Origin of the sequence: Alsobacter soli, assembly GCF_003004785.1 — a bacterium.
Taxonomy (GTDB): Bacteria; Pseudomonadota; Alphaproteobacteria; order Rhizobiales; family Beijerinckiaceae; genus Alsobacter; species Alsobacter soli.
Map to the genome: position 1 here is coordinate 128,413 of NZ_PVZS01000009.1, position 21,181 is coordinate 149,593.

Genomic DNA, 21,181 nt, shown 5'->3' on the forward strand with positions numbered 1-21,181 from the left:
CGGCCTCCGTTTGCCTGACCGACAGCAACGGATAATTTTAATGGCGTGCGCCCCTTCCGGCAGGGCCGCTCTTGCGGCTTGGCCTCGCTTCCTGCTGACCCAATTGGGCGGCGGCCTCCTGTTCGGGGCCCTGATCACCGCCGGCGTGGTCGGCCTGGACACCGGCGGGGTGCGGTCGCTGATCCTGTCCAGCGACATGCCCGCGCTGGCGACAGTCACCATGGCGCTGCTCTGCGCCTCGCTGGCGTCCTGCGGGATGCTGGCGACGGCGATGGCGCAGTTCGAGAGCTATCCCACCCCTCAGGACGGCGAGCCCGTCCCGGCCAGGACCTCCAAGAACGCTCGGCGCCCACCGCGCGACTGACCCCGACGACATTCCACGAGAGCGGAGACATCATGTCCGACCAGACCATGCCTCCACAGCGCCAGGGCTCCCAGCCGGGCCATGAGACCGAAATGAATCCCAAGCCCGACTATGCGCCGCGCTTTGCAGGCGTGGGCCGCCTGAAGGGCAAGGGCGTCATCATCACGGGCGGGGACAGCGGCATCGGGCGTGCGGTCGCGGTCGCCATGGCGCGAGAGGGCGCCTCCGTGTGCATCGTCTACAAGGAAGAGCACGAGGACGCCCAGAACACCGTGAGGCTCATCGAGGCGGAGGGCGCGCGAGCGCTGGCGCTCGCCGGGGACGTGGGACAGGAGGCCTTCTGCCGCGAGGCGGTGGCCAAGGCGGCTGATGCGTTCGGCCGGATCAACGTGCTCGTCAATAACGCGGCCGAACAGCACCAGCGCGAGGACATCACCGAGATTTCCGAGGAGCAGCTCGAGCGGACGTTCCGCACCAACATCTTCAGTTTCTTCTTCATGGCGAAGGCGGTCCGGCCGCTCCTGAAGGCCGGAGACAGCATCATCAACACGGCGTCGGTCACCGCCTACAAGGGCAGCCCGCAGTTGCTGGACTACAGCTCGACGAAAGGCGCGATCGTGGCGTTCACGCGCTCTCTGTCCATGTCTCTGGCGAAAGACGGAATCAGGGTGAACGCGGTTGCCCCTGGGCCGATCTGGACTCCGCTGATCCCGGCCACGTTTCCCCCCGAGAAGGTGAAGACGTTCGGCTCGGACGTGCCTATGAGCCGCCCTGGGCAGCCCCGGGAGGTGGCGCCCGCCTATGTGTTCCTGGCCAGCGACGACGCGACCTACATCTCGGGCCAGGTGATCCACCCGAATGGCGGAACCGTGGTGAATGGGTAGGCCGGCTAGTGGCGCGCGGCGACGGCTTTCGCCGCCTCCGCTTCATCTTGCGCCGCCTCTGCCTCGATGTCGTCCGCGACTTTTCGGAGCCAGGCGGCGAAGGACCGGGGCTCGGCGTCCAGCATGAGCCGCGCCAGCCCGAGCATCAGGGCCGCGCACTCCGCCAAGCGTGACGCCGTCGCATCCTCGTCCGCCATCGCCGATGTCTCCTGCTGAGAGGCGGCACCCAACGCGGGCGAGGGTCCTCAGTTCCCGAACGTTCGCCGTGGAACCCTGGCAGGGTTTGAACGTTTCCCTTGTAGCTCTTGGCTCTCATCAATCTCGACCCCCACACGCCATTCCTCGTTTCCTGCGGCCTCGCAGGAACGCGGACACGCGTCAGCTTTCGTGGAAGCCCATGACCCTTTCTTCGACCTCCACCGGAAAGCCCCTGCTGCTCTGCTTTTCGCACCGCCGCTGGCGGGAGCAGGATGCGCGCCTCTGCTCCCTGATGACCCGGGCGGCCGGCGATCATCGGGTGCTCGTGTTCGAGGAGCCCATTCTCGACGGATCCGGCTCGGGAGCCATGGAATGCCGGGACGAGGGTTCCGGCGTCGCCGTGGCCACCCCTCATCTGCCGCCCAGGCTGGCTGATCGCACGGCGAACGCGCTGCTGCGCAAGCTCCTGGACGATCTCATGGCGGAGCGCGGCCAGCCGGCCGTGATCTGGATCGCGTCGCCGGCCGCGATGGCGTTCAGCTCGCACCTGAACCCGGATCTGCGGATCTATGATTGCGCGGAGGACTTGGCGGCTCGACCGAACGCCCCGGCGACGTTGCCCCTCCTCGAGCGGCGCGTGATTGGGCGCGTGGACGTCGTCTTCGCGGCGACCCGGGCGTTGTATGATCGGCAGAAGGCCCGCCACGGGACTGTCCGGCTCGCGCCGAATGCGCCGACCGGGGATGACGGTGGGTGGGACGCACTCTGGAAGGGGATCCGGTCAGAGATGGAGCGGATGCGCCCTCAAGGAGCGCGGGCTCCAGTGCGGCACACCCGGGAACGCGTGCTCGCGATCGACCTCAGCGAGGCGGTGGGGGCTTGAGCCCCCACATCGCTCTCGAGACCTGACTTCTGCGCGAACCTTGGCCAACAAGAATAAGGCGCCGATTCCGCCTTGGCGGATTCGACGCCCATGAGCGTTCCGGCTTTGGCAGCGTCTCAGCGCTGGCCGGCTTCCGCGTTCTTCATGCGGCGGCTGTGGGAGGCCTCCCCGCCCTTTCGGCCCGCTTCGGCGGCCAGCTTGGGATCACGAGAGAAGCTGCGGGATTCGGGCGCCACGCTGCGGCCGCCCTTGCGCCCGGCCTCTGCGGCCAGCTGGGGATTCCGAGAAAAGCTGCGCTTCTCGTTCGGGACGCTTTCTCCTCCCTTGCGGGCGATGTCCCGCTGCTTGGATTCGTCCATCGAAGCGAAGCCCCGGTTCGACCGCTGCTGCTTATCTGGCATTCCTGCGCTCCTCTGGTTCGTTCGTGTCCCCCAACGCTGGCCCTTTAGGTTGGTTCCGCGTTTCGGTAACCCGGAGCGAAGCCGTGGAAATGCTTGCCGATGATCGAGATTTGACTGCTCAGGCGCGGCTCCCTCTAGCCACGGCGCAACCTTTGTGGCTTGACTTGCGTTGGCAGCCGCAATGCCGACGAGACGCAGGGTCTTCTGTTGGCCCAGATAAGAAGTCGGTCTGAAGGAGATGACGATGAAGAAGATCCTGATGATTTCCGCCGTCGCCCTGTCTCTCGGCGCTTGCGCCACCGAAGAAGGCAATCGCGCCGTGACCGGCGCCGCCCTGGGCGGCGCGGCTGGCGCGGTGATCGGCGGCGCTGCGACCGGTCGGGCCGGCGGCGCTCTCGCCGGGGCTGCGATCGGCGCCGCGGGCGGCGCCGTGGTCGGCGCTGCCACCACGCCGCGCCGTGCGGCCGACTGCTACTATGACGCCTACGGCCGTCGCGTTTGCGACTACTACTGACGGTTCAACATCGCCGATCTAACGGCGCAGGGCCGGCGAGAGCCGGCCCTTTTGTTTTTGGCGCTCGAGGCGACGGGCGGATTTTCGGGATCATGCGGCTTCGTCGTTCCGCTCCTCCCAACGCCGAGCGGCAAATTCTTCCCGGTTACGATTGCTTGTCCGGCCCCGCTGTTTGCCTCAATCGCGAAGATTACGGGTGGGTGAGGAAACGGCGCCTAGGACGGAGCGTTTGTTGCGACCAACGCTCCTTCCGGAGGACCTCGATGGGCTCCAAATTCGCCGTCTTCGCATCCAAAACGAGCCGGTTTGCGGGTCACCCGCTTACCTTTGTGGCGTCGTGCCTCATCATCGTCGTCTGGGGCGCGATGGGACCCTTCCTGGGCTATTCCGATACTTGGCAGCTCGCCATCAACACGGGAACCACGATCGTCACCTTCCTGATGGTCTTCCTGATTCAGAACACGCAAAACCGTGAATCGGCGGCAGTCCAGATCAAGCTGGACGAGTTGATCCGCGCGACGCATTCGGCCCGCAACACGCTGCTCGACCTGGAGGAACTCTCCGAGGATCAGCTCAATACGCTGCTGGAGCGGTATCGCGAAGTCGCCAAGCAGGCCCGCGACCCGAACATCTCGGAGGTGAAGGAGTTGGGAAAGCCGGAGGTCGTGGCTGCGATCGCCGAGGAGGTCGACGCCGCCGCAGACGCTCCGGCCGACTCGGAGGAGCGAAAGGAGCGCGTGGAAACGGCCGCAGCCAAAGCCGTGGGCGTCGCAGCCGAGGATGTGCTCAGTCCCGTGAAGGAGAGGGCTGTCCGCAAGCGGCGCAAGGCGACCGACTAAAACCGGCATTGAACGCCTTTGTGCGTTTTCACGCACCATGCCCTCGGGAACTTGGCCAGAGTGCTGACGTTGTCAAGCTGCATCTACACGGAGAGCTTCCCGATGAACGCGTCGCGCATTCTCCCCACCGTCGCCTTCTCGGTCGCCGTTTCCTTCTTTTTTATTCCCCCGGTGGTCGCGGTGGTGAAGAGGGCGCCGGAGGCCAAGCCGTCCGCAACGCCGGCGAGCCTGGTGGTGAAGCGCGAAACGATCGCAGCAGCGCCCAAGGCTCGAACGATTTCCGGAACCTGCGCTCCCGCCGACGCGGCCGCCTCGTCAAGCGCCGATGGGAAGCGTTCTCCCTGGAATCCCTGGGTCGTCGCCTCACTGACCGCAGAATAGAGCGGAGGGCAGGCGCGGCATGGAACCCCAGAGGCGCGCCCGTCGTTAGGCTAGCAAGGCACGGTTCGGGCCAGAACGCCCCCTCCCGCCCGATCGAACCGAGCCAAACGGGATCCGCAGCTGACCAGGCTGCGGATCCCGTTCTGCTTGGGGGGCCGGCAGGCGGCCGCGAGGAACCATCCAAAGAACCTGAACGTTGCCGCAGCATCAGGGTTCTCGACGAAAGAACCGAGGCAACAGGCGCGGCGCTGGCGCGCCAACCCATTCAGGAGATCGACCATGGGCCTCAGCACCATTCTGCTGATCATCCTCATCCTCTTGCTGATCGGCGCCGTGCCGACGTGGCCGTATAGTCGCGGCTGGGGCTATGGCCCGTCCGGCATTCTCGGCGTCGTGGTGCTGATCATCATCGTCCTGCTGCTGACAGGCAGGATGTGAGATCGAAACAGGGAGACATCACGTGACTGATTTCGACAGCGTTTCTGGCGGGGGCAGCGGTCCGGAGGACGTCCGTGACGATCTCAACAAGCTTCGCGCCGACCTCGGCAAGCTGAGCGAGGCGGTGGCCCAGTTGGTGCGAGAGCAGGCGGCGGAGCAGGCCGGCCGCGTCCGTGAGGCGGTCGACACCGCTCGCGGGCAGGTGACCGACGCCGCAGGCAGTTTCGCGCGGGCCGGAAGCGGCCTTGCGGAAGACGCCCAGGCTCGCCTGCAGACGCTCGGGACCGAGCTGGAGGATTCCGTGCGGCGTAGTCCCATGACGGCGCTGCTCGTCGCGGGAATAACGGGCATGATCCTGGGTATGATGACGAGCCGCTAAGCTGTTGAAGGCGCAGCCTTAAGTTGTGTCTTTCTCATCTTCGACCTAAAGCGCAAAGAGAAACCCGTTGAAGCCGTTCAGAGGCGGCTTCAACGGGTTCTTGTTTTGGTTGAGCGAGCCTCAGGCGGACGCGGCGAGCTTGTCCGGGCGCTGGGCGCGGCGCTGGAAGAACAGCGCCTGGCTGATCACCGCCTTCACCGTATCGGTGAGGAACGGCTTGGTGATCAGGAAGGCGGGCTCCGGCCGGGTGCCCGTGAGGAAGCGCTCTGGATAGGCCGTAATGAAGATCACCGGGACCTCAATGGCGCCGAGGATCTCGTTGACGGCTTCGAGGCCCGAGGATCCATCCGCGAGCTGGATGTCCGCGAGGATCAGGCCAGGCCGCAGCTTCTGGATGGAGGCGACCGCCTCCTTGTGAGTGCGCGCCACGTCGACCACCCGGTGACCGAGGTCCTCTACCAGACTCTGGAGATCGAGGGCGATCAGCGGCTCGTCCTCGATGATGAGCACGTCGGTCTTGATCTGCTCGGCAAGCTCCTTGCCGGCCGCGTCGAGCAGCGCCTGGGCCTCACCGAGCGAACAATCGAGCGTCTGAGCGACCTCGGCGGTGCTGAAGCCCTCGAGGGAGCGCAACAGGAAGGCGATGCGGGAGCGCGGCGTCATCGCGTCGAGACTGCGCTGGGCGCCCAATTCGACGGGAGGCAGCCCGGGATCCACTTGGGCGTTGATCGGCACCGAGCGCCAGACCTCAAGCAGCAGGCGATAAAGGGCAATGCGCACATCGCCGTTCAGGTCGATGCGCGAAGGATCAGATACAATCGATTCAAGAGTGGCCTGAACATAAACGTCGCCAATGCGTTGATTGCCGGTCAGCGCACGGGCGAAGCGGCGCAGGAACGGCAAATGCGGTGAGATGGCCTGAGAAATCGGCATAACGCCCCCAATCGGTGACCGTGCGTGAGCGCGGCATTGGGCCACAACGTACGGCTGAAAAAAAGGTTCCCGCCAGACGGGAACCGGGAACGTAGCTGCGCGTTGAAACTCCGAACTATCGTGCCGCGCGGAGCTGTCTTTCCGCGCCCCCGGAGGGTGGCAATGACGCAGAAGAAGAGCGCCCGGCGCCCGGATCCAGCCAAGGCGGGTCCGGGTGGAGTCGGTCGTGAAGCGACCCCTGGTCTCGTTCCCCAGATCCAGGACCACATCGGGCGCCAGTTGAGAGCCGTTTACGAAGACGTCCTCAATCAGCCAGTACCAGACCGCTTCAAGGAGCTCATGGACAAACTCGACGAGAAGCTCGGAGAGACGGAATGAACCCGCAGGGCAGCGCCAGCCTCAAGGCCGAACTGCTCGGCGCCATCCCGAGCCTGCGCGCCTTTGCGATGTCGCTCTCCGGAAATATCGACCGCGCCGACGACCTCGTGCAGGAAACCCTTGTGAAGGCCTGGAGCAATCTGGGGTCCTTCACCGAAGGCACGAACATGTCCGCCTGGCTGTTCACGATCCTTCGCAACATCTTCTACTCGGAATACCGCAAGCGCCGCCGCGAAGTGGCCGACCCCGAAGGGCAGATCGCGGCGCGGCTGGCCTCAGCTCCGTCGCAGAATTCGCACATGGATTTCCTGGACTTCCAGGACGCCCTGCAGCAGCTGTCGCCGGACCAGCGCGAGGCTCTGATCCTCGTGGGCGCCTCCGGGATGTCCTACGAGGAAGCCGCAGACATCTGCGGCTGCGCGGTCGGCACCATGAAGAGCCGCGTGAACCGGGCTCGCAATCGCCTGGGGCAGCTGCTCGCCATGGCGTCAGAAGACGGCGCGGATGGCGACACGGCCTGGAATCCGGCCGAACCCGCCATGGACAAGCTTCTGCGCGCCGGGGAATAAGCCAGCTCGCTTCCGAAATATCCGAGCCCGCGATCCTCGATCGCGGGCTTTTTTGCGTGATCGCATTCCGTGTTTCGCGCGTTGCTTGATCTTGGCGGAGGGTACCTGCGCCGGTTGCTTGTCCGGAGCGGCGCAGCCGTGCCCTAGTTCGCTGGATCCAACAGAAGGAGAGAGGGATGGGACTGTTCAAGTTCATCAAGGATGCGGGCGAGAAGCTGTTCGGCGCGAGCCCGAGCGCTGCGGCCACGCCCGAGGCCCTGCAGCAGGAGGTCGCCAAGCACGGGCTGCAGGCCCAAGGGCTTCAGGTCAGCGTGGAGGGCGACAAGGTGAAGGTCTCCGGCAACGCCATGTCCACGGCGGACGCGGAGAAGATCATCCTGGCGCTCGGCAACACGCAGGGCGTGGCGGAGGTCCAGAGCGACCTGATCGTCAACAAGGAGACGCCGCCGTCCAACATGTACACGGTCGCCAAGGGCGACACGCTGTGGGCGATCGCCGAAAAGGAATACGGCAAGGGCAAGGGCGCCCACTACACGGAGATCTTCGAGGCCAACAAGCCGATGCTGACGCATCCCGACAAGATCTATCCGGGTCAGGTGTTGCGCATCCCGCCGCTCGCCTAAGGGGCGAACGGGGCGCACGCGTCCTGCGCGCGCCCCGCATCGCTCGCGCCGTCGCTCCCTCTGGCCAACTTGTTCGGATGGGCTAAAGTCCCGAGCAAACGTCAGGGAGCGTCGCCGCATGTTTGGTTTTGGCCAAGGGCCCAGAGTCGAGGATCTCTCCGTCGAGGAGGTCAAGGCAGGGCTGGCCGACGGCTCCATTTTGCTTGTGGACGTGCGCGAGCCCAACGAGTGGGAGGCCGGCCACATCCCCGGCTCCGTGCTCTTTCCCCTGTCCACATTCGATCCGGCCGCGCTGCCCGAGGCGAACGGCAAGCGCGTCGTGCTTTCGTGCCGATCCGGCAAGCGCTCGCTCCAGGCCGCCGGGATCGCCCAGGCGCATGGCGTGGGCGTCGACGCCCATCTCGCCGGCGGTTTCCTCGACTGGGTGAACCACGGCGAACCTGTGGAGACCGGCTCCTAGTTCATCCCGCCTTCGTCCCACCTTCCTGCCTCTCCGAGAGACCTTCCCATGACCGTGAAGAAGTTCGGCATCGGCCAGCCGCTCCGCCGCGTGGAGGACCAGCGCCTCGTCACGGGCGGCGGCCGCTATACCGCGGACTACCAGCCCGAGAAGCAGCTCGAAGCCGTGCTGCTGCGCAGCCCGCACGCTCATGCTCGGTTCACCTTCACGGACCTGGAGACGGCTCGCGCCATGAAGGGCGTGAAGCTGATCCTCACCCACGAGGACGTGGCGCATCTGGGCGACGTGCCCTGCCAGGCGGCCATGCCGAATTCCGACGGCACCCAGAACCACGTGGCGCACATCCCCGTGCTGGCCAAAGGCGTGGCCAAGCACGTCGGCGACGCGGTCGCGTTCGTGGTGGCCGAGACTGTCAATCAAGCGAAGGACGCCGCCGAGGCGATCGGCGTCGACTGGGAGCCGCTGCCCGCGTCCGTGGACATGCGCGCGGCGCTGAAGCCTGGCGCACCGGCCGTCTGGACGGAACAGCCGGACAATGTGAGCTTCGACGCCGCCATGGGGGACAAGACCAAGGTGGACGGCATCTTCGCTTCCGCCGCCAAGGTCGTGAAGATCGAGATCGAGAACAACCGGCTGGTCACCAATTACATGGAGACCCGCGGCGTCATCGCCGAGTACGACGCCAAGACGAAGAGCTACACGCTCACCCTGTCGAGCCAGGGCGTGCACGGCATCCGCGACACGCTCGCGGGGCAGGTTCTGAAGATCAAGCCGGAGAACATCCGCGTCGTCACCGGCGACGTCGGCGGCGGCTTCGGCACCAAGACGTTCTGCTACCGCGAGTATCCGCTCGCCGCGGAGGCCGCGAAGCGGCTCAAACGGCCGGTGCGCTGGATCGCCGACCGGGCCGACCACTTCATGGGCGACGCCCAGGGCCGCGCCAACATCGCCGTGGGCGAGGTCGCGATGGACAGGTCCGGCCAGTTCCTGGCCATGCGGTTCGACATCCTGGGCGACATCGGCGCGTACGCGTCCCAGTACGGGCCGTACATCCCGTATCTCGGGGCGACCATGATGACGGGCGTCTACAAGACGCCGGCGATCTATGTCCGCTGCCGCGGCGTCTACACCAACACGGTGCCGGTGGACGCCTACCGGGGAGCCGGTCGCCCGGAGGCCGCGTACCTCCTGGAGCGCCTCGTCGACAGGGCCGCGCGCGAGACAGGAATGAAGCCCGAGCAGATCCGGCGCAAGAACTTCATCCCGTCGAGCGCCATGCCGTATTCCACGCCGATCGGGGACCGGACCTACGACACCGGCGACTTCGACCAGCATATGACCCGCGCCATGGAAGCGGCCAACTGGGCCGGCTTCAAGGAGCGGGTCCGCGCCGCGCGCAAGCAGAACAAGCTGCGCGGCATCGGCATGGCGACCTACATCGAGTGCACCGCCTGGGGCGAGGGCGAGGACGTGGAGATCCGGCTGGAGACCGACGGCACCGTGACCGTCTATTCCGGCACGCAGTCGAACGGGCAGGGGCACGCCACAGCCTATGCGCAGTTCGCCTCGCAGCACCTCGACATTCCGCTGGAGCGGATCAAGGTCGTGCAAGGCGACACCCTGACGGTGAAGACGGGCAACGGCACGGGCGGGTCCCGCTCCATTCCGGTGGGCGGCGTGTCCGTGTATGCCGCGTCGCGCAATCTGGCCGAGAAGCTGAAGGACCTCGCCTCGCAGAAGCTCGAAGCCAGCGTGGCCGATCTCGAGGTGGCGGATGGCGGCGTGCGCGTGGCCGGCACCGACCGGCGCATCGACTTCGTCGACCTCGCCAACCTGCCCGAGGCCACCAAGGAACTGCGCACCGGCGAGGGCGACTTCACGCCGCCCAACGCCACCTACCCGAACGGGACACATATCGCGGAGGTCGAGATCGACCTCGACACCGGCGTCACGCAGGTGGTGCGCTACACCATCTGCGACGACTTCGGCATCGCGGTGAACCCGCTGCTGCTGGCCGGCCAGGTGCACGGGGGCGTGGTCCAGGGCATCGGCCAGGCGCTGCTGGAGAAGACGGTCTACGACGCGGATGGGCAGCTCGTGACGGCGAGCTTCATGGACTACACGCTGCCGCGCGCCGGGGACGTTCCCTTCCTCCACTTCGAAACCAAGAACGTTCCCTCCACCACGAACCCGCTCGGCATGAAGGGCGCCGGCGAGGCGGGGTCCATCGGGTCCTGCCCGGCCGTAATGAACGCGGTCGTGGACGCGCTCGACCGCGCCTTCGGCGTGCGCGACATCGACATGCCGGCGACGCCCGACCGCGTGTTCGACGTGATCCGTTCGGCCTCGACCCAAGCGGCCTGATCACGTGTTGCTGACGCAAAGTTGATCTTGCAAGGATGCAAGATCGGCTTTGCGCCTCATTGGCTCGCTTTCCCTCATTCGCGGGGTCAACCTGCGCTTCCGATCAACCAGAGCTCCGTTGAACGAGCCAGGAGGAACTTCACTTATGCTTCGCATCGCAATCGCCACCATCGCTGTCGCGCTCGGGGCCACCGCCGTGGTGGCCCAGTCGGACGTCATCGCGCAGCGTCGGGAGATCATGAAGGGCGTGGGCGCGGCCACCAAGGATCCGGGCGGCATGCTGAAAGGCGAGACGCCCTTCGACCTCGCCAAGGTGCAGAAGGCCCTCGCGACCTACCAGGACGCGGCTCAAAAAATGCCGACGCTCTACCCGGAGAATTCCAAGACGGGCGGCGAGACCACCGCCGCGCCGAAGATCTGGGAGGACATGGCGGGCTTCAAGGACCACTTCGCCAAGTTCGCCGCCGACGCCCAGAAGGCGTCCGCCGCCATCAAGGACGAGGCGACCTTCAAGGCGAACTTCCCCGCTGTGCTCAAGAACTGCGGCGGCTGCCACGAGACCTACCGGGTCAAGAAGAGCTGAGCGCCAAGCAGGCGCAACTCTCCCAGCCGGATCTCGTCCCGGAAGCCCCTCCGGCGCTGACTCTTGTCGGGCGACCGGACGGGAACGGCAGTTGTTCTCCGTCATCCTGGCCGGCGTAGCACGGAGGGGAAGGGGGCCAGAGCCCGCAGCCTTGTCCCCCAGGCTCCCGTCCCGGGCTGCTGCGCAGCCGCCAAGTATTACGGCGCTCCTTTTTGCAGGCGGACATGAAGAAGCTCTTGGTCGCGTTGGTGGTCCTGCTGGCGCTCGGGGCCGCGGGTTTCTGGCTGCTGACGGCGCCGTCCACCTACGAGCTTGTCCGCGGCGCGCCGGACGTGACGGTCGCGTCGGCGCCGAACCTCGAGAACGGCCGCACGCTGTTCTGGGCCGGGGGCTGCGCCTCGTGCCACGCCACCCCGGGACAGGACGATCGGACGCGCCTCGGCGGGGGGCTCGCGCTCGAATCGCCGTTCGGCACGTTTCATGCGCCGAACATCTCGCCGCATCCGCGCGACGGGATCGGCGGATGGGACGTGGCGAGCTTCATCCGGGCCATGCGCGAGGGCGTGTCGCCCGACGGGCGACACTACTATCCGGCGTTCCCTTACACGTCCTACCAGCGCATGGGCGCTTCGGACCTCGCGGATCTCTTCGGCTTCCTGAAGACGCTTTCGGCGGTGGAGGGGAGGGCGCCCGACCACGTTCTGCCGTTCCCCTACAATCTCCGGCGCGGGCTCGGACTGTGGAAGCTCGCCTTCCTGGACGGCAAGCAGGCGCAGTCCGACCCGTCCAAAAGCGCCGAGTGGAACCGCGGTCGCTATCTCGTCGAAGGGCCCGGCCACTGCGCCGAATGCCATTCGCCGCGCGCCTTCACGGGGGCGATCGTGGCAGACAAGCGCCTCTCGGGCGGGCCGGACCCGGAGGGCAAGGGCTTCGTGCCGAACATCACCCAGCACGAGGCAGGCCTGAAGTCCTGGTCGAAGGCCGACATCGCCGAACTGCTCAAGACCGGTTTCACGCCGGAGTACGACGCCGTCGGAGGCTCGATGGGGCCAGTGATCCGCAACACGTCGCAGCTCGGTGACGCCGACCGCGGCGCCATGGCGGAGTACCTGAAGAGCCTGCCGCCGGTCGCAAGCCCGCCCCGGCCGGCGAAGAAGGCGGACTAGACAGGTTCGCGGCGCTTTCCGTCTCTGCGAGGAGCGCAGCGACGAAGCAACCCAGAAGGAGGCGCCCAAGTCGTCACGCCCTGGATTGCTTCGCTTCCTTCGCAATCACGGACAAAGGGCTCCTTCGCACGACATCCCCGGCCGGAGCAACGCAGCCGCGAAGGGGGAAGGGGAGGAGGCGTGGCGCGAGCCCGGACAAGCTGGCGCAAATCGTGATCGGCGCGAAACGGGCAAGCCCGGGCAAGTCGCCCTGGATCCCCTTCCCGGCGCGCCGGGGATGACGGTGGACCTCAATGCCGGGCCTTGGCCCTCAATCCATCACGGCGGCCTTCAGGATGCAGACCATGGTGGCGTGGCCGGGCGTGGACGATACGCAACGGACGCTGTGGGGGCGGTCGCAGCGGTAGCGGAGGGTCTCGCCCGCCTTGGCGCGCTGGATCTGGCCGCTGACCTCCACCTCGAACTCGCCATCCATGACGGAGAGGCACTCGATGGAGCCGCGCTGGTGCGCGTCGGAGTCGAGCACGCCGCCGGGCTCGGCGTTGACGTCGTACCACTGCAGCCACTCGACCGTCTTGATCCAGCCGATGATGCCGAGGCGGACCTTGCCGTCGTCCGACACCAGGATGGGGGTGTCGCCCTTGGTGGTCTTGTCGATGAAGGGCTCGTCGTCGCCGCTCGACAGCACGCGTTCGATGGAGACGTCGAGCGCCTGGGACAGCCGCCAGATGGTGGCGAGTGTGGGATTGGTCTCGTTGCGCTCGATCTGGCTGATGATCGACTTGGCGACGCCGGACTGCTCGGCGAGCTCAGAGAGCGACAGGTTGTAGGCCTTGCGCAGGCGCTGGATGGTCTTGCCCAACTGACCCGACAGGGCATGGGCGCCGATGTCCAACACCTTGACCTTTTCACGGCCTTCGACACCCATCGTCATGCTCCCTTGCGCGTGCTTCTGTTTTGAAAAACGAACGCGGCTTTGTAAAGGCCCGTTCGTCCCAGGGAGTAGATACTGCCCGCATGCGCTGGAGAACTTGGGGTCGGCTTGGGCTTTGCCGCCGAATGCAAGCGCGCCCGTTCGTTACAGCGGACTAGGGCGCCGGGGCTGGACGCTCCCGCCGCAGGGTGGCGAGGGCCAGCATCGCGGCCGCCGCGAGCAGCGCGAGCGCGCTGCAGAGCATCAGAGCCGGTCCGGCGCGATGGTCCGCCACCACGAGCGCGAAGAGCACGGGCGCAGAGGCCTTGGCGACGAGCGCCGGTGTGGAGAGCAGGCCCAGGATCTCGCCGTAACGGTCGCGGCGGAAGAGGGCGAAGGGCACCACGCCGCGGGCGATCGTGACGAGGCCGTTGGAGGCGCCATAGACGAGGCTGAACGCCACGGCCACGGCTGTTCCTGCCGGGAGCCCGGCCAGCACGGCGAAGGCGACCGGCAGAAGCACGGTCGCGCAGACGCCCAGGCCCAGGGCGCTGAGACGGGCTCCGAACAACAATTCGAGCAGACGCGCGCCCACCTGCGCCGGGCCAATGAAGGCGCCCGCCAGGACGGCCTGGGCCTCTGTCATGCCGAGTACATCCAGAAGGCGGACAAGATGAACCGAGAGCGCGCTCGTGACAAAGCCATGGGCGGCGATGACCAGGGCGAACAGGCCGAAGGCCGTCCAGTCCATGTCGCGCAGCAGGGACGGGCGGGGCAAGGCCGTTTCGGTGGTCCTGGCCACCACGGAGCCGGCGCTAGCGGCCGGGAGAGCGAAGGCGAGCAAGGGCGCGCACAGAAGGGCCTGGCCTGCCGCATGGACCAACAACACGCTGCGCCAGTCCATCTGGCCCAGCAGCCAGAGCGTGACAGGCCATGAAACCGTGGAGGCGAAGCCGCCCGCCAGAGTCAGCAACGAGATGGCGCGGCGGGTCTGCGGACCGGCGATCTGCGCGAGGGTGGCGAAAGCGGGATCATAGAGCGTGCCCGCCATGGCGACGCCGATCGCGGCCCAGCCAAGGAGATAGCCAAGCGGTCCGTGGCTGACGGCGAGAACAGCGAGTCCGGCGGCGCCGAGCAGGGAGGCGCTGGCCATCACGGGCCGGCCGCCGTGCCGGTCGATAAGGCGGCCGGCGGCCGGGGCGGAAAGGCCGGAGGCGACGAGCGCCAGGCTGAATCCGCCATAGACGAGCGCCTGCGACCAGCCGGTCTCGGCCGCGATGCGCGGTCCAACCAGCGCCATGCTGTAGAACAGGGAGCCCCAGGCGGCGATCTCCGTCACGCCGAGGGTGAGCAGCGCACGCCCCAGAGGGCCGGAGAGGGAGGCGCGCTCCTTCATGTGGAGCGCTGCGCGCCAGCTTCGCGCTCGCGCCGGCGCCGGTCCTCCAGGCCAAGCTGGCGTTCGCGCCAGATCACGAAAAGGCCTGCGGCGATCACCAGCGCGGCGCCGGTCAGCACGAGCGGCTCGGGGATGTTGGAGAACACCACGAAGCCGACGATCAAAGCCCAGATCAGGGTGGTGTAGTCGAAGGGCGCGATCACGGAAGCGGGCGCGAAGCGGTAGCTGGACGTAAGCAGGATCTGGCCGACGCCGCCGGCGATCCCGGCCATCACGAGCAGCGCGCCGTCATGCCAGCCCGGCATACGCCAGCCGAGGACGATCGTGCTGAGGCCGATCACCGAGGCAGTGCTGGAGAAGTAGAACACGATCGCGCCGGTCTTCTCGATCTGCGCCAGCTTGCGGATCTCGATGGAGGAGATGCCGCTGAAGAAGGCTCCTCCCAGGCCGAACAGCGCGCCAATGGCCTCGCGCCGCCCATAGGCGCCCCCCGGCTGCATGTAGGGAATCATCATGATGAGCATGCCGCAGAAGCCGACGCCGAGCGCGCTCCAGCGGTAGACGCGCACGACCTCCTTGAGCACCAGCGCGGCCAGCAGCGTCGTCATCAGCGGGGTCGCGTAGCCGATGGCGGTCGCGTCCGGCAGGGGAAGAAGCGAGAGCGCTGTGAAGCCGCAGAACATCGCCATTGTGCCGGCGATGCTGCGCTTGAGATGTCCGAAGAGCCGGGTCGTGCGCACCGCGTCCACCAGTTCGCCGCGCGAGGCGAGCCACGCAAGCAGGGGGATCAGGGCGAAAAACGAGCGAAAGAAGACCGTCTGGCCCGTAGGATAGCCAGCGTCGCCGGCGAGCTTGATCAGCGTCGACATCGCCGTGAAAGCGAGGGTTGAGATGATCTTGAGGCTGATGCCGAGAAGCGCGTTCACGGGGTCGATCTGCGGACGGGGCGCCCAAGGGAACACGTTTGCATCCCTGCGGCAAACGGCCCTCGCGCGCGTCCGCGTCACGGAGAGCGCATGGCTGCGCTCAAGCGAACAGGGCGAGCTTCTGCTCCTGGGACAGGGCGTCGATGGCCGCGAAAGCGGCCGCGCGCGAACCCTCGGCCGGCGACGCGGGGGCCAGGGGCTGCTGCGCCGGTGGGGCCTTGGGCTTCTCCAGGACGGGAGGCGGGCTCGGCCGCTGGGCTATGCGCGCGCCTAATGGATGCTGCTCGGCGAAGGCGATGTCGGCCCGGGCGGCGGTCGACGCCGGCGGCAAGGCGGGCGCCGGCGGGCGAGAGGCCCTCTGGTCGGCCCCGAGCATCGCCTGGATCCGCGCCTCAATGCCGCGCAGGACGGTGAGAATCGAGCGCACGCGCGTGGTCGCCACGGTGTGGCGGTTGGTTGCGCGGTAGACATCGAGCGCGTGACGATCGAGGTCGTCGAGGACGCCCGCGACTTCCGGGTTTTCGGCGCTTTCGCGCAGGGACCAGGCGATCTCCTGGATCTGTTCGGCCGCCTCGAACGCATCCGTGTCGGCCTGCTCGGCCATGGCGACGAGTTCGTCGAAGGCCTTTTCCGGCGGCGGCGCCTTGCCGGAGCCGACCGCTTCCGCCACCGACTGGGCTATGTCCTGCCTCGTCCGGGCGATCTTGTCGGCGATATCGGCCAGGTCGCGTTGCACGCCCAGGACAGCGGCGGCGTCCGGCGCCTGCGCGTCGCGGGACGAAACGGCGCGTTCGATCCGGTTCAGGGATTGCAGCAGCCGCTCGGTCTCGGCGTGCCTGTTGCGCCGGGCGTATTCGGCCAGGAACCAGCGGCCGCGGGAGGTCTCCATCACGGCGGCCTCGATGGCCTCGTAGTCGTCGGAGCTGAGCGGCGTTTGCGGGGTGTCGGCCATGGCGCTTGATCCGGGCGCGAATCATTCCGCAGCCCTGCAACCCAACACCACCATTCCGGCAGCCGGCCCTCAAGGGGCCAGCCGCGGTTTCGCCCAGAAATGGCGGAACGTCAGCCCCAGAGAGCAGGGGAGGGCGGGAAGACTAGGCCGCCCTCGTAGCGGAGCCCGTGCTCGCGATCCCTGGCGAGCAGCAGGGGGCCGTCCAGGTCGACATAGCGGGCGAACGGCGTCAGCAGCGTGGCGGGGGCCATGGCGAGGGACGTTCCCACCATGCAGCCGACCATGATGTCGAGGCCGGCCGCGCGCGCCGCCCTGGCCAGTTCCAGCGCCGCGGTGAGGCCGCCCGTCTTGTCGAGCTTGATGTTGATGGCGTCATAGCGCTCGGCCACGGCGGCGAGATGGTCGATGCCGTGGGCGCTTTCGTCGGCGCAAAGTGGGATCGGGCTGTCGAAGGCGGTAAGGGCGGCGTCGTCTGCGGCGGGCAGCGGCTGCTCGATTAGGGCGACGCCCTCGTGATGGCAGGCGGCGAGCTGCCGGGCCAGGTCGTCCTCGCGCCAGCCCTCGTTGGCGTCCACCACGAGCAGCGCCTCGGGGGCGCCTTGGCGCACGGCGGCGATGCGGGCGGGGTCGTCCGCCCCGCCGCCGAGCTTGACCTTCAGGATCGGCCGATCGGCCGCCTTCACGGCGGCCTCCCGCATGGCCTCGGGCGCGCCCAGGCTGATGGTGAAGCAGGTAGTCGCGGGGGCGATGCGGTCCAAGCCGGCCAGGACATGGGCGGGAACCCCTGCGATCTTGGATTCAAGGTCCCACAGCGCGCAGTCGATCGCGTTGCGGGCCGCGCCGGCCGGCATATGGGCGAGCAGGGCATGGCGGTCCCCACCCTCTTCGACAAAGGCCCGGGCGGCCTCGATCTGCGCCACGACGCTGTCGACGCTCTCGCCATAGCGGGCGTAGGGCACGCACTCGCCGCGGCCGCGCGCGGGGCCATCCTCGATCGTCGCGGTGACCACCACAGCCTCCGTGCGCGACCCGCGCGCGATGGTGAAGGTCCCCGCGATCGGGAAGCTTTCGACAGCGACGGCGAGGGTGCGTGACATCGTGACCTCAGCGTTGATCCGTCCGGAGTAGCGCGCCCGGCGTCCGGGGGCAATCGGACGCCGCCTGGGCATACACGCGGAAGATGCTGCAACCGGCTGGCGCCTGCGGGTCACACCTCAGGGAAAACGCTTAGAAGCCGCCGCGCATCCATTCCCGTGAGGTTGTATCATCGTTAGAACCAAGCATGCGCCTGAATCAGGCGCGCATGAACCGGGCGGTTATGGATCCTGTCGCGAACGTGGTGGTCGAGCGCAACGGCGCAGAGGCGCGCATGCGCTTCATCGGGCGCTGGACGTCCGACCAGGCCGCCGCGGTCGAGGCGGGCGCGTCGAAGCTGACAGCCGAGGCGCAGGGCGCCGAACGCGTGCTGCTCGATCTTTCGGCCGTGGAGAGACTCGACACGCTCGGCGCCTGGGTGCTGGACAGGGCGCGATCCGAGATCGTGGCTCGCGGGCAGGAGGCCGGCTTCGTGGGGCTCGACGAGCCCAAGCGGATCCTGCTGCATGAGGTCGCCTACCACGAGTTTGGGCTGAAAGCCCCGGTGCAGCATTCCGCCGTCGTGGACATTCTGTCCGACGTGGGCGGCACCGTCGTGGGCGCCGGGCGGGACCTGGTCGGGGGCGTGAGCTTCCTGGGCTCGCTGGTCGCGGCGTTCGGGCGGATGCTCGTGAATCCCCGCCGATTCCGAATCACCTCGATGGTGTTCCACCTCGAGGCGGTGGGCTTCCGCAGCGTGCCCATCATCACGCTGATCTCCTTTCTCGTGGGCTGCATCGTCGCCCAGCAGGGCATCTTCCAGCTTCGGCGCTTCGGCGCGACGCCCTTCGTGGTGGACCTGATCGGAATCCTGACCCTTCGCGAACTGGGCGTGCTGCTCACGTCCATCATGATCGCCGGCCGCTCCGGGTCCGCCTTCACGGCCGAGATCGGCTCCATGAAGATGCGGGAAGAGATCGACGCCCTGCGCGTGATGGGGTTGGACCCCATCGAAGTGCTGGTGGCGCCCCGCATCCTGGCGCTCATCGTCGCGCTGCCCATCCTGACGTTCCTGTCCAACCTCGCGGGCCTGTTCGGCGGCGGGGTGGTGTCCTGGATCTACGGGGGGATCAGCCAGGAGGTGTTCCTGGGACGGCTTCGCAGCGCGATCGCGTTCAACACCTTCATGGTGGGCATCATCAAGGCGCCGTTCATGGCGCTGGTGATCGGGATGATCGCCTGCATCGAGGGCATGGCGGTGAAGGGCAGCGCCGAGTCCCTGGGACGTCAGGTCACCTCGTCAGTGGTGAAAGCCATCTTCATGGTGATCGTGGTGGACGGCCTCTTCGCCATGTTCTTTGCGTCCATCAACTATTGAGCGAGCCCGTGGACGCCCCCGTTCCCCCCGTCGCCGCGCCGACCGGACGCCCCAACGGCGCGCCCGACCGGGAAGTCGTGATCGAGGTCCGCGATCTCGTCGTGGGCTTCGGCGACAAGGTGATCATGAACGGGCTCAGCCTGGACGTGTATCGCGGCGAGATCCTGGGCTTCGTGGGTGCGTCGGGCACGGGCAAGTCGGTTCTCACCCGCACCATCCTCGGCCTGGTGCCGAAGCGCCGCGGGACCATCAAGGTCTTCGGCCAGGACGTGGACAATCTGACTCCCGAGGCGCGCAAGGCGATGGAACGCCGCTGGGGCGTGCTGTTCCAGCAGGGCGCGCTGTTCTCGTCGCTCACCGTGCGCCAGAACGTCCAGGTGCCCATGCGCGAGCACCTCAAGCTGTCGCAGGAGCTGATGGACGAGCTCGCGCTGCTCAAGCTCGAGCTGGTGGGTCTGAAGCCTGAAGTGGCGGACCGCTATCCGTCGGAGCTGTCGGGCGGCATGATCAAGAGAGTGGCGCTGGCGCGCGCCCTCTCGCTTGATCCCGAGATCGTCTTTCTCGACGAACCGACGTCGGGTCTCGACCCCATCGGCGCGCAAGACTTTGACCAACTGATCGCAACCCTACAGAAGACTTTGGGACTCACGGTCTTCATGGTAACCCACGATCTCGGCAGCCTTTATTCGGCTTGCGACCGCATCGCGGCGCTCGCGGACGGGCGGGTCATTGCGGCGGGGCCCATCGAGACGATGTTGAAGTCCGACCACCCCTGGTTGCGTTCTTATTTCCACGGCGAGCGGGCCCGTCACCTGACGGCCGAAGCCGGGGCAGGAAGGTAAGCCGGGCATGGAAACGCGCGCCAACTACGCGCTCATCGGGTTGTTCACGCTGGCGGTGCTCACCGCCGCGTTCGGCTTCGTGTTCTGGTTCTCGGGCAAGGACGCGGGGACCAAGCTCGCCACCTATCGCATCGTGTTCAGCGGCTCCGTGTCCGGCCTCTCGCGCGGCGGGCAGGTGCTCTACAACGGCCTGCGGGTGGGCGAGGTGACGTCGATCCAGTTGCAGCCGAACGACCCCAGCAAGGTGGTGGCGCGCGTGGAGATCGACGCCAACACGCCCGTGAACGTGGACACGCGCGCGCGACTGGAGTTCCAGGGCCTCACCGGCGTGGCTTCCATCCAGCTGTCGGGCGGCGGGCCGAACAGCGCCAAGCTGGAGAGCAGGGAGCCCGGGCAGCCGCCGGTGATCTACGCCGACCGGTCCGACTTCCAGGATCTGCTGGAGAGCGCTCAGCGGCTGGCAAAGAAGGCGGACGACGTGCTCGGCCGCGCCGACCAGATCCTGTCCGAGAACCAGGGCTCCATCAACGCGACCGTCAAGAACGTCGAGAAGTTCTCCGGCGCGCTTGCGTCGAATTCCGACGGGGTGAACAAGTTCCTGTCCTCCACGGGCGCGGCGGCCGACCGGATCGCGGCGCTCTCCGTGGACCTGCAGCGGCTCACCGGCACCGTCGAGAACGTCGTCAAGGCGGTGAACCCGGACGACGTGAACAAGGTCGTCTCCAACCTGCAGCAGATCACCGCGACGGTGGCGGGCGAGAAGGAGCACATCGCCACCTTCCTGCGCGACGCCGCCACGCTGGCGGGCCGCCTGAACGACAGTTCCGTGAAGCTCGACGGCGTGCTCGCCGACGCGAGCCGGACCCTGCGCGCCGTGGATCCGGACAAGATCCAGCGCTCGGTCGACAGCGTCGAGAAATTCACGGCCTCGCTCGGCAACAACAGCAAGCAGGTCGACGAGATCATCAAGAACGCGCGGGAGCTCACGGCCAAGCTCAACAAGTCCGCCGACCAGGTGGACAGCGTGCTCGCCAGCGTCCGGACGTTCCTGGGCTCCGACGACACCAAGGCGGCGCTCGGCAGCATCGGAGACATGGCGCGGTCGGTGCGCGTGCTCGCCGACAACCTGGACAAGCGCACGGCCGAGATCACGGCCGGCATCAACCGGGTGACCGGACCGGCGCTGCGCGACTACCAGTCGCTCGCGACGGAAGGCCGGCAGACCCTGGGCGAGCTCAACCGCACCCTGCGCAATTTCCAGCAGAACCCGCAGCAGCTGATCTTCGGTAGCAAGCCGTCCCTTCCCGAATACCGGGGCCGTCCGTGAGGACGCCCACTTGCCT

At 67.3% G+C, this 21,181-nt stretch carries 26 protein-coding genes; 18 read left to right on the forward strand and 8 right to left on the reverse strand.

Annotation, left to right across the window (positions count from 1 at the left end; translation table 11 throughout):
* Positions 1 to 40 precede the first annotated feature (40 nt).
* Positions 41 to 364: a hypothetical protein gene (locus SLNSH_RS10185; RefSeq protein ID WP_106336674.1), complete on the forward strand. Its 324-nt coding sequence runs from the start codon at positions 41 to 43 to the stop codon at positions 362 to 364.
* 32 nt (positions 365 to 396) lie between these two features.
* Positions 397 to 1,248, forward strand: coding sequence for an SDR family oxidoreductase (locus SLNSH_RS10190; protein WP_106336676.1), 852 nt, complete (start codon positions 397 to 399; stop codon positions 1,246 to 1,248).
* A gap of 5 nt (positions 1,249 to 1,253) precedes the next feature.
* Here SLNSH_RS10190 and SLNSH_RS10195 read toward each other — a convergent pair whose 3' ends face one another.
* The gene (locus SLNSH_RS10195; RefSeq protein ID WP_106336678.1) at positions 1,254 to 1,445 is read right to left on the reverse strand and encodes a hypothetical protein; all 192 of its coding nucleotides are present in this window, start codon (positions 1,443 to 1,445) and stop codon (positions 1,254 to 1,256) included.
* A 200-nt stretch (positions 1,446 to 1,645) separates the two neighbouring features.
* Here SLNSH_RS10195 and SLNSH_RS10200 point away from each other — a divergent pair, with 200 nt between their 5' ends.
* On the forward strand, positions 1,646 to 2,329 hold the full coding sequence (locus tag SLNSH_RS10200) for a glycosyltransferase family protein (RefSeq protein WP_106336680.1): 684 nt from the start codon (positions 1,646 to 1,648) through the stop codon (positions 2,327 to 2,329).
* Between the two features lie 116 nt (positions 2,330 to 2,445).
* Here the strand turns inward: SLNSH_RS10200 and SLNSH_RS10205 are convergent, their stop codons facing one another.
* A complete protein-coding gene (locus SLNSH_RS10205) occupies positions 2,446 to 2,730 on the reverse strand; it encodes a con-10 family general stress protein (RefSeq protein WP_106336682.1) in 285 nt (94 codons plus the stop codon).
* Between the two features lie 244 nt (positions 2,731 to 2,974).
* Here SLNSH_RS10205 and SLNSH_RS10210 point away from each other — a divergent pair, with 244 nt between their 5' ends.
* From SLNSH_RS10210 to SLNSH_RS10230, 5 genes are all read left to right on the forward strand, one after another.
* Positions 2,975 to 3,244, forward strand: coding sequence for a glycine zipper domain-containing protein (locus tag SLNSH_RS10210; RefSeq protein WP_106336684.1), 270 nt, complete (start codon positions 2,975 to 2,977; stop codon positions 3,242 to 3,244).
* Between the two features lie 263 nt (positions 3,245 to 3,507).
* A complete protein-coding gene (locus SLNSH_RS25575) occupies positions 3,508 to 4,083 on the forward strand; it encodes a low affinity iron permease family protein (RefSeq protein ID WP_106336685.1) in 576 nt (191 codons plus the stop codon).
* Positions 4,084 to 4,185: 102 nt separating this feature from the next.
* Positions 4,186 to 4,464 (forward strand): hypothetical protein, encoded by a 279-nt coding sequence (locus SLNSH_RS24570; RefSeq protein WP_146140240.1) that lies wholly within the window; start codon positions 4,186 to 4,188, stop codon positions 4,462 to 4,464.
* 279 nt (positions 4,465 to 4,743) lie between these two features.
* Complete coding sequence (locus tag SLNSH_RS10225; RefSeq protein WP_106336689.1) at positions 4,744 to 4,902, forward strand: DUF3309 family protein; 159 nt, start codon at positions 4,744 to 4,746, stop codon at positions 4,900 to 4,902.
* 22 nt (positions 4,903 to 4,924) lie between these two features.
* A complete protein-coding gene (locus SLNSH_RS10230) occupies positions 4,925 to 5,281 on the forward strand; it encodes a hypothetical protein (protein WP_106336690.1) in 357 nt (118 codons plus the stop codon).
* 120 nt (positions 5,282 to 5,401) lie between these two features.
* Here the strand turns inward: SLNSH_RS10230 and SLNSH_RS10235 are convergent, their stop codons facing one another.
* Positions 5,402 to 6,214: a response regulator gene (locus SLNSH_RS10235; protein WP_106336692.1), complete on the reverse strand. Its 813-nt coding sequence runs from the start codon at positions 6,212 to 6,214 to the stop codon at positions 5,402 to 5,404.
* 162 nt (positions 6,215 to 6,376) lie between these two features.
* Here SLNSH_RS10235 and SLNSH_RS10240 point away from each other — a divergent pair, with 162 nt between their 5' ends.
* From SLNSH_RS10240 to SLNSH_RS10270, 7 genes are all read left to right on the forward strand, one after another.
* On the forward strand, positions 6,377 to 6,592 hold the full coding sequence (locus tag SLNSH_RS10240; protein ID WP_106336693.1) for a NepR family anti-sigma factor: 216 nt from the start codon (positions 6,377 to 6,379) through the stop codon (positions 6,590 to 6,592).
* Positions 6,589 to 7,161: a sigma-70 family RNA polymerase sigma factor gene (locus tag SLNSH_RS10245; RefSeq protein WP_106336695.1), complete on the forward strand. Its 573-nt coding sequence runs from the start codon at positions 6,589 to 6,591 to the stop codon at positions 7,159 to 7,161. The genes SLNSH_RS10240 and SLNSH_RS10245 overlap by 4 nt, the downstream gene beginning before the upstream one ends.
* Positions 7,162 to 7,337: 176 nt before the next feature.
* Positions 7,338 to 7,784 carry a peptidoglycan-binding protein LysM gene (gene lysM, locus SLNSH_RS10250; RefSeq protein ID WP_106336697.1) on the forward strand — a complete coding sequence of 149 codons (447 nt, stop codon included), beginning with the start codon at positions 7,338 to 7,340 and terminating at the stop codon, positions 7,782 to 7,784.
* Between the two features lie 118 nt (positions 7,785 to 7,902).
* Positions 7,903 to 8,244: a rhodanese-like domain-containing protein gene (locus SLNSH_RS10255; RefSeq protein ID WP_106336699.1), complete on the forward strand. Its 342-nt coding sequence runs from the start codon at positions 7,903 to 7,905 to the stop codon at positions 8,242 to 8,244.
* Positions 8,245 to 8,292: 48 nt separating this feature from the next.
* On the forward strand, positions 8,293 to 10,608 hold the full coding sequence (locus SLNSH_RS10260) for a xanthine dehydrogenase family protein molybdopterin-binding subunit (protein ID WP_106336701.1): 2,316 nt from the start codon (positions 8,293 to 8,295) through the stop codon (positions 10,606 to 10,608).
* A 145-nt stretch (positions 10,609 to 10,753) separates the two neighbouring features.
* Positions 10,754 to 11,191, forward strand: a complete 438-nt coding sequence (locus SLNSH_RS10265; RefSeq protein WP_106336703.1) for a c-type cytochrome — start codon at positions 10,754 to 10,756, stop codon at positions 11,189 to 11,191.
* A gap of 224 nt (positions 11,192 to 11,415) precedes the next feature.
* On the forward strand, positions 11,416 to 12,357 hold the full coding sequence (locus SLNSH_RS10270; protein WP_106336705.1) for a c-type cytochrome: 942 nt from the start codon (positions 11,416 to 11,418) through the stop codon (positions 12,355 to 12,357).
* 310 nt (positions 12,358 to 12,667) lie between these two features.
* Here the strand turns inward: SLNSH_RS10270 and SLNSH_RS10275 are convergent, their stop codons facing one another.
* The 5 genes from SLNSH_RS10275 to dgcA form a co-directional block, all read right to left on the reverse strand.
* Positions 12,668 to 13,285, reverse strand: coding sequence for a helix-turn-helix domain-containing protein (locus tag SLNSH_RS10275; protein WP_106336707.1), 618 nt, complete (start codon positions 13,283 to 13,285; stop codon positions 12,668 to 12,670).
* 160 nt (positions 13,286 to 13,445) lie between these two features.
* Complete coding sequence (locus SLNSH_RS10280; RefSeq protein WP_106336709.1) at positions 13,446 to 14,666, reverse strand: MFS transporter; 1,221 nt, start codon at positions 14,664 to 14,666, stop codon at positions 13,446 to 13,448.
* Positions 14,663 to 15,628 (reverse strand): DMT family transporter, encoded by a 966-nt coding sequence (locus SLNSH_RS10285; protein WP_245422222.1) that lies wholly within the window; start codon positions 15,626 to 15,628, stop codon positions 14,663 to 14,665. Before SLNSH_RS10285 ends, SLNSH_RS10280 begins: the two co-directional genes overlap by 4 nt.
* 64 nt (positions 15,629 to 15,692) lie before the next feature.
* A complete protein-coding gene (locus SLNSH_RS10290; RefSeq protein ID WP_106336710.1) occupies positions 15,693 to 16,544 on the reverse strand; it encodes a hypothetical protein in 852 nt (283 codons plus the stop codon).
* A 110-nt stretch (positions 16,545 to 16,654) separates the two neighbouring features.
* Entirely contained in the window at positions 16,655 to 17,641 is a 987-nt protein-coding gene (dgcA, locus tag SLNSH_RS10295; protein WP_106336712.1) for an N-acetyl-D-Glu racemase DgcA, read from the reverse strand.
* Positions 17,642 to 17,862: 221 nt separating this feature from the next.
* Here dgcA and SLNSH_RS10300 point away from each other — a divergent pair, with 221 nt between their 5' ends.
* The 3 genes from SLNSH_RS10300 to SLNSH_RS10310 all read left to right on the forward strand — a co-directional run bounded on the left by SLNSH_RS10300 (position 17,863) and on the right by SLNSH_RS10310 (position 21,165).
* Positions 17,863 to 18,996, forward strand: coding sequence for an ABC transporter permease (locus tag SLNSH_RS10300; RefSeq protein WP_196240235.1), 1,134 nt, complete (start codon positions 17,863 to 17,865; stop codon positions 18,994 to 18,996).
* Between the two features lie 125 nt (positions 18,997 to 19,121).
* The gene (locus tag SLNSH_RS10305) at positions 19,122 to 19,838 is read left to right on the forward strand and encodes an ABC transporter ATP-binding protein (RefSeq protein ID WP_196240236.1); all 717 of its coding nucleotides are present in this window, start codon (positions 19,122 to 19,124) and stop codon (positions 19,836 to 19,838) included.
* 7 nt (positions 19,839 to 19,845) lie between these two features.
* Positions 19,846 to 21,165 carry an MlaD family protein gene (locus SLNSH_RS10310; RefSeq protein ID WP_106336716.1) on the forward strand — a complete coding sequence of 440 codons (1,320 nt, stop codon included), beginning with the start codon at positions 19,846 to 19,848 and terminating at the stop codon, positions 21,163 to 21,165.
* Positions 21,166 to 21,181: the final 16 nt, after the last annotated feature.

Coding starts and splice junctions, on each gene's coding strand:
- SLNSH_RS10185 (WP_106336674.1), top strand. CDS start 41: ATGGCGTGCGCCCCTTCCGGCAGGGCCGCTCTTGCGGCTTGGCCTCGC.
- SLNSH_RS10190 (WP_106336676.1), top strand. CDS start 397: ATGTCCGACCAGACCATGCCTCCACAGCGCCAGGGCTCCCAGCCGGGC.
- SLNSH_RS10195 (WP_106336678.1), bottom strand. CDS start 1,445: ATGGCGGACGAGGATGCGACGGCGTCACGCTTGGCGGAGTGCGCGGCC.
- SLNSH_RS10200 (WP_106336680.1), top strand. CDS start 1,646: ATGACCCTTTCTTCGACCTCCACCGGAAAGCCCCTGCTGCTCTGCTTT.
- SLNSH_RS10205 (WP_106336682.1), bottom strand. CDS start 2,730: ATGCCAGATAAGCAGCAGCGGTCGAACCGGGGCTTCGCTTCGATGGAC.
- SLNSH_RS10210 (WP_106336684.1), top strand. CDS start 2,975: ATGAAGAAGATCCTGATGATTTCCGCCGTCGCCCTGTCTCTCGGCGCT.
- SLNSH_RS25575 (WP_106336685.1), top strand. CDS start 3,508: ATGGGCTCCAAATTCGCCGTCTTCGCATCCAAAACGAGCCGGTTTGCG.
- SLNSH_RS24570 (WP_146140240.1), top strand. CDS start 4,186: ATGAACGCGTCGCGCATTCTCCCCACCGTCGCCTTCTCGGTCGCCGTT.
- SLNSH_RS10225 (WP_106336689.1), top strand. CDS start 4,744: ATGGGCCTCAGCACCATTCTGCTGATCATCCTCATCCTCTTGCTGATC.
- SLNSH_RS10235 (WP_106336692.1), bottom strand. CDS start 6,214: ATGCCGATTTCTCAGGCCATCTCACCGCATTTGCCGTTCCTGCGCCGC.
- SLNSH_RS10240 (WP_106336693.1), top strand. CDS start 6,377: ATGACGCAGAAGAAGAGCGCCCGGCGCCCGGATCCAGCCAAGGCGGGT.
- SLNSH_RS10245 (WP_106336695.1), top strand. CDS start 6,589: ATGAACCCGCAGGGCAGCGCCAGCCTCAAGGCCGAACTGCTCGGCGCC.
- lysM (WP_106336697.1), top strand. CDS start 7,338: ATGGGACTGTTCAAGTTCATCAAGGATGCGGGCGAGAAGCTGTTCGGC.
- SLNSH_RS10255 (WP_106336699.1), top strand. CDS start 7,903: ATGTTTGGTTTTGGCCAAGGGCCCAGAGTCGAGGATCTCTCCGTCGAG.
- SLNSH_RS10260 (WP_106336701.1), top strand. CDS start 8,293: ATGACCGTGAAGAAGTTCGGCATCGGCCAGCCGCTCCGCCGCGTGGAG.
- SLNSH_RS10265 (WP_106336703.1), top strand. CDS start 10,754: ATGCTTCGCATCGCAATCGCCACCATCGCTGTCGCGCTCGGGGCCACC.
- SLNSH_RS10270 (WP_106336705.1), top strand. CDS start 11,416: ATGAAGAAGCTCTTGGTCGCGTTGGTGGTCCTGCTGGCGCTCGGGGCC.
- SLNSH_RS10275 (WP_106336707.1), bottom strand. CDS start 13,285: ATGGGTGTCGAAGGCCGTGAAAAGGTCAAGGTGTTGGACATCGGCGCC.
- SLNSH_RS10280 (WP_106336709.1), bottom strand. CDS start 14,666: ATGAAGGAGCGCGCCTCCCTCTCCGGCCCTCTGGGGCGTGCGCTGCTC.
- SLNSH_RS10290 (WP_106336710.1), bottom strand. CDS start 16,544: ATGGCCGACACCCCGCAAACGCCGCTCAGCTCCGACGACTACGAGGCC.
- dgcA (WP_106336712.1), bottom strand. CDS start 17,641: ATGTCACGCACCCTCGCCGTCGCTGTCGAAAGCTTCCCGATCGCGGGG.
- SLNSH_RS10300 (WP_196240235.1), top strand. CDS start 17,863: ATGGATCCTGTCGCGAACGTGGTGGTCGAGCGCAACGGCGCAGAGGCG.
- SLNSH_RS10305 (WP_196240236.1), top strand. CDS start 19,122: ATGAACGGGCTCAGCCTGGACGTGTATCGCGGCGAGATCCTGGGCTTC.
- SLNSH_RS10310 (WP_106336716.1), top strand. CDS start 19,846: ATGGAAACGCGCGCCAACTACGCGCTCATCGGGTTGTTCACGCTGGCG.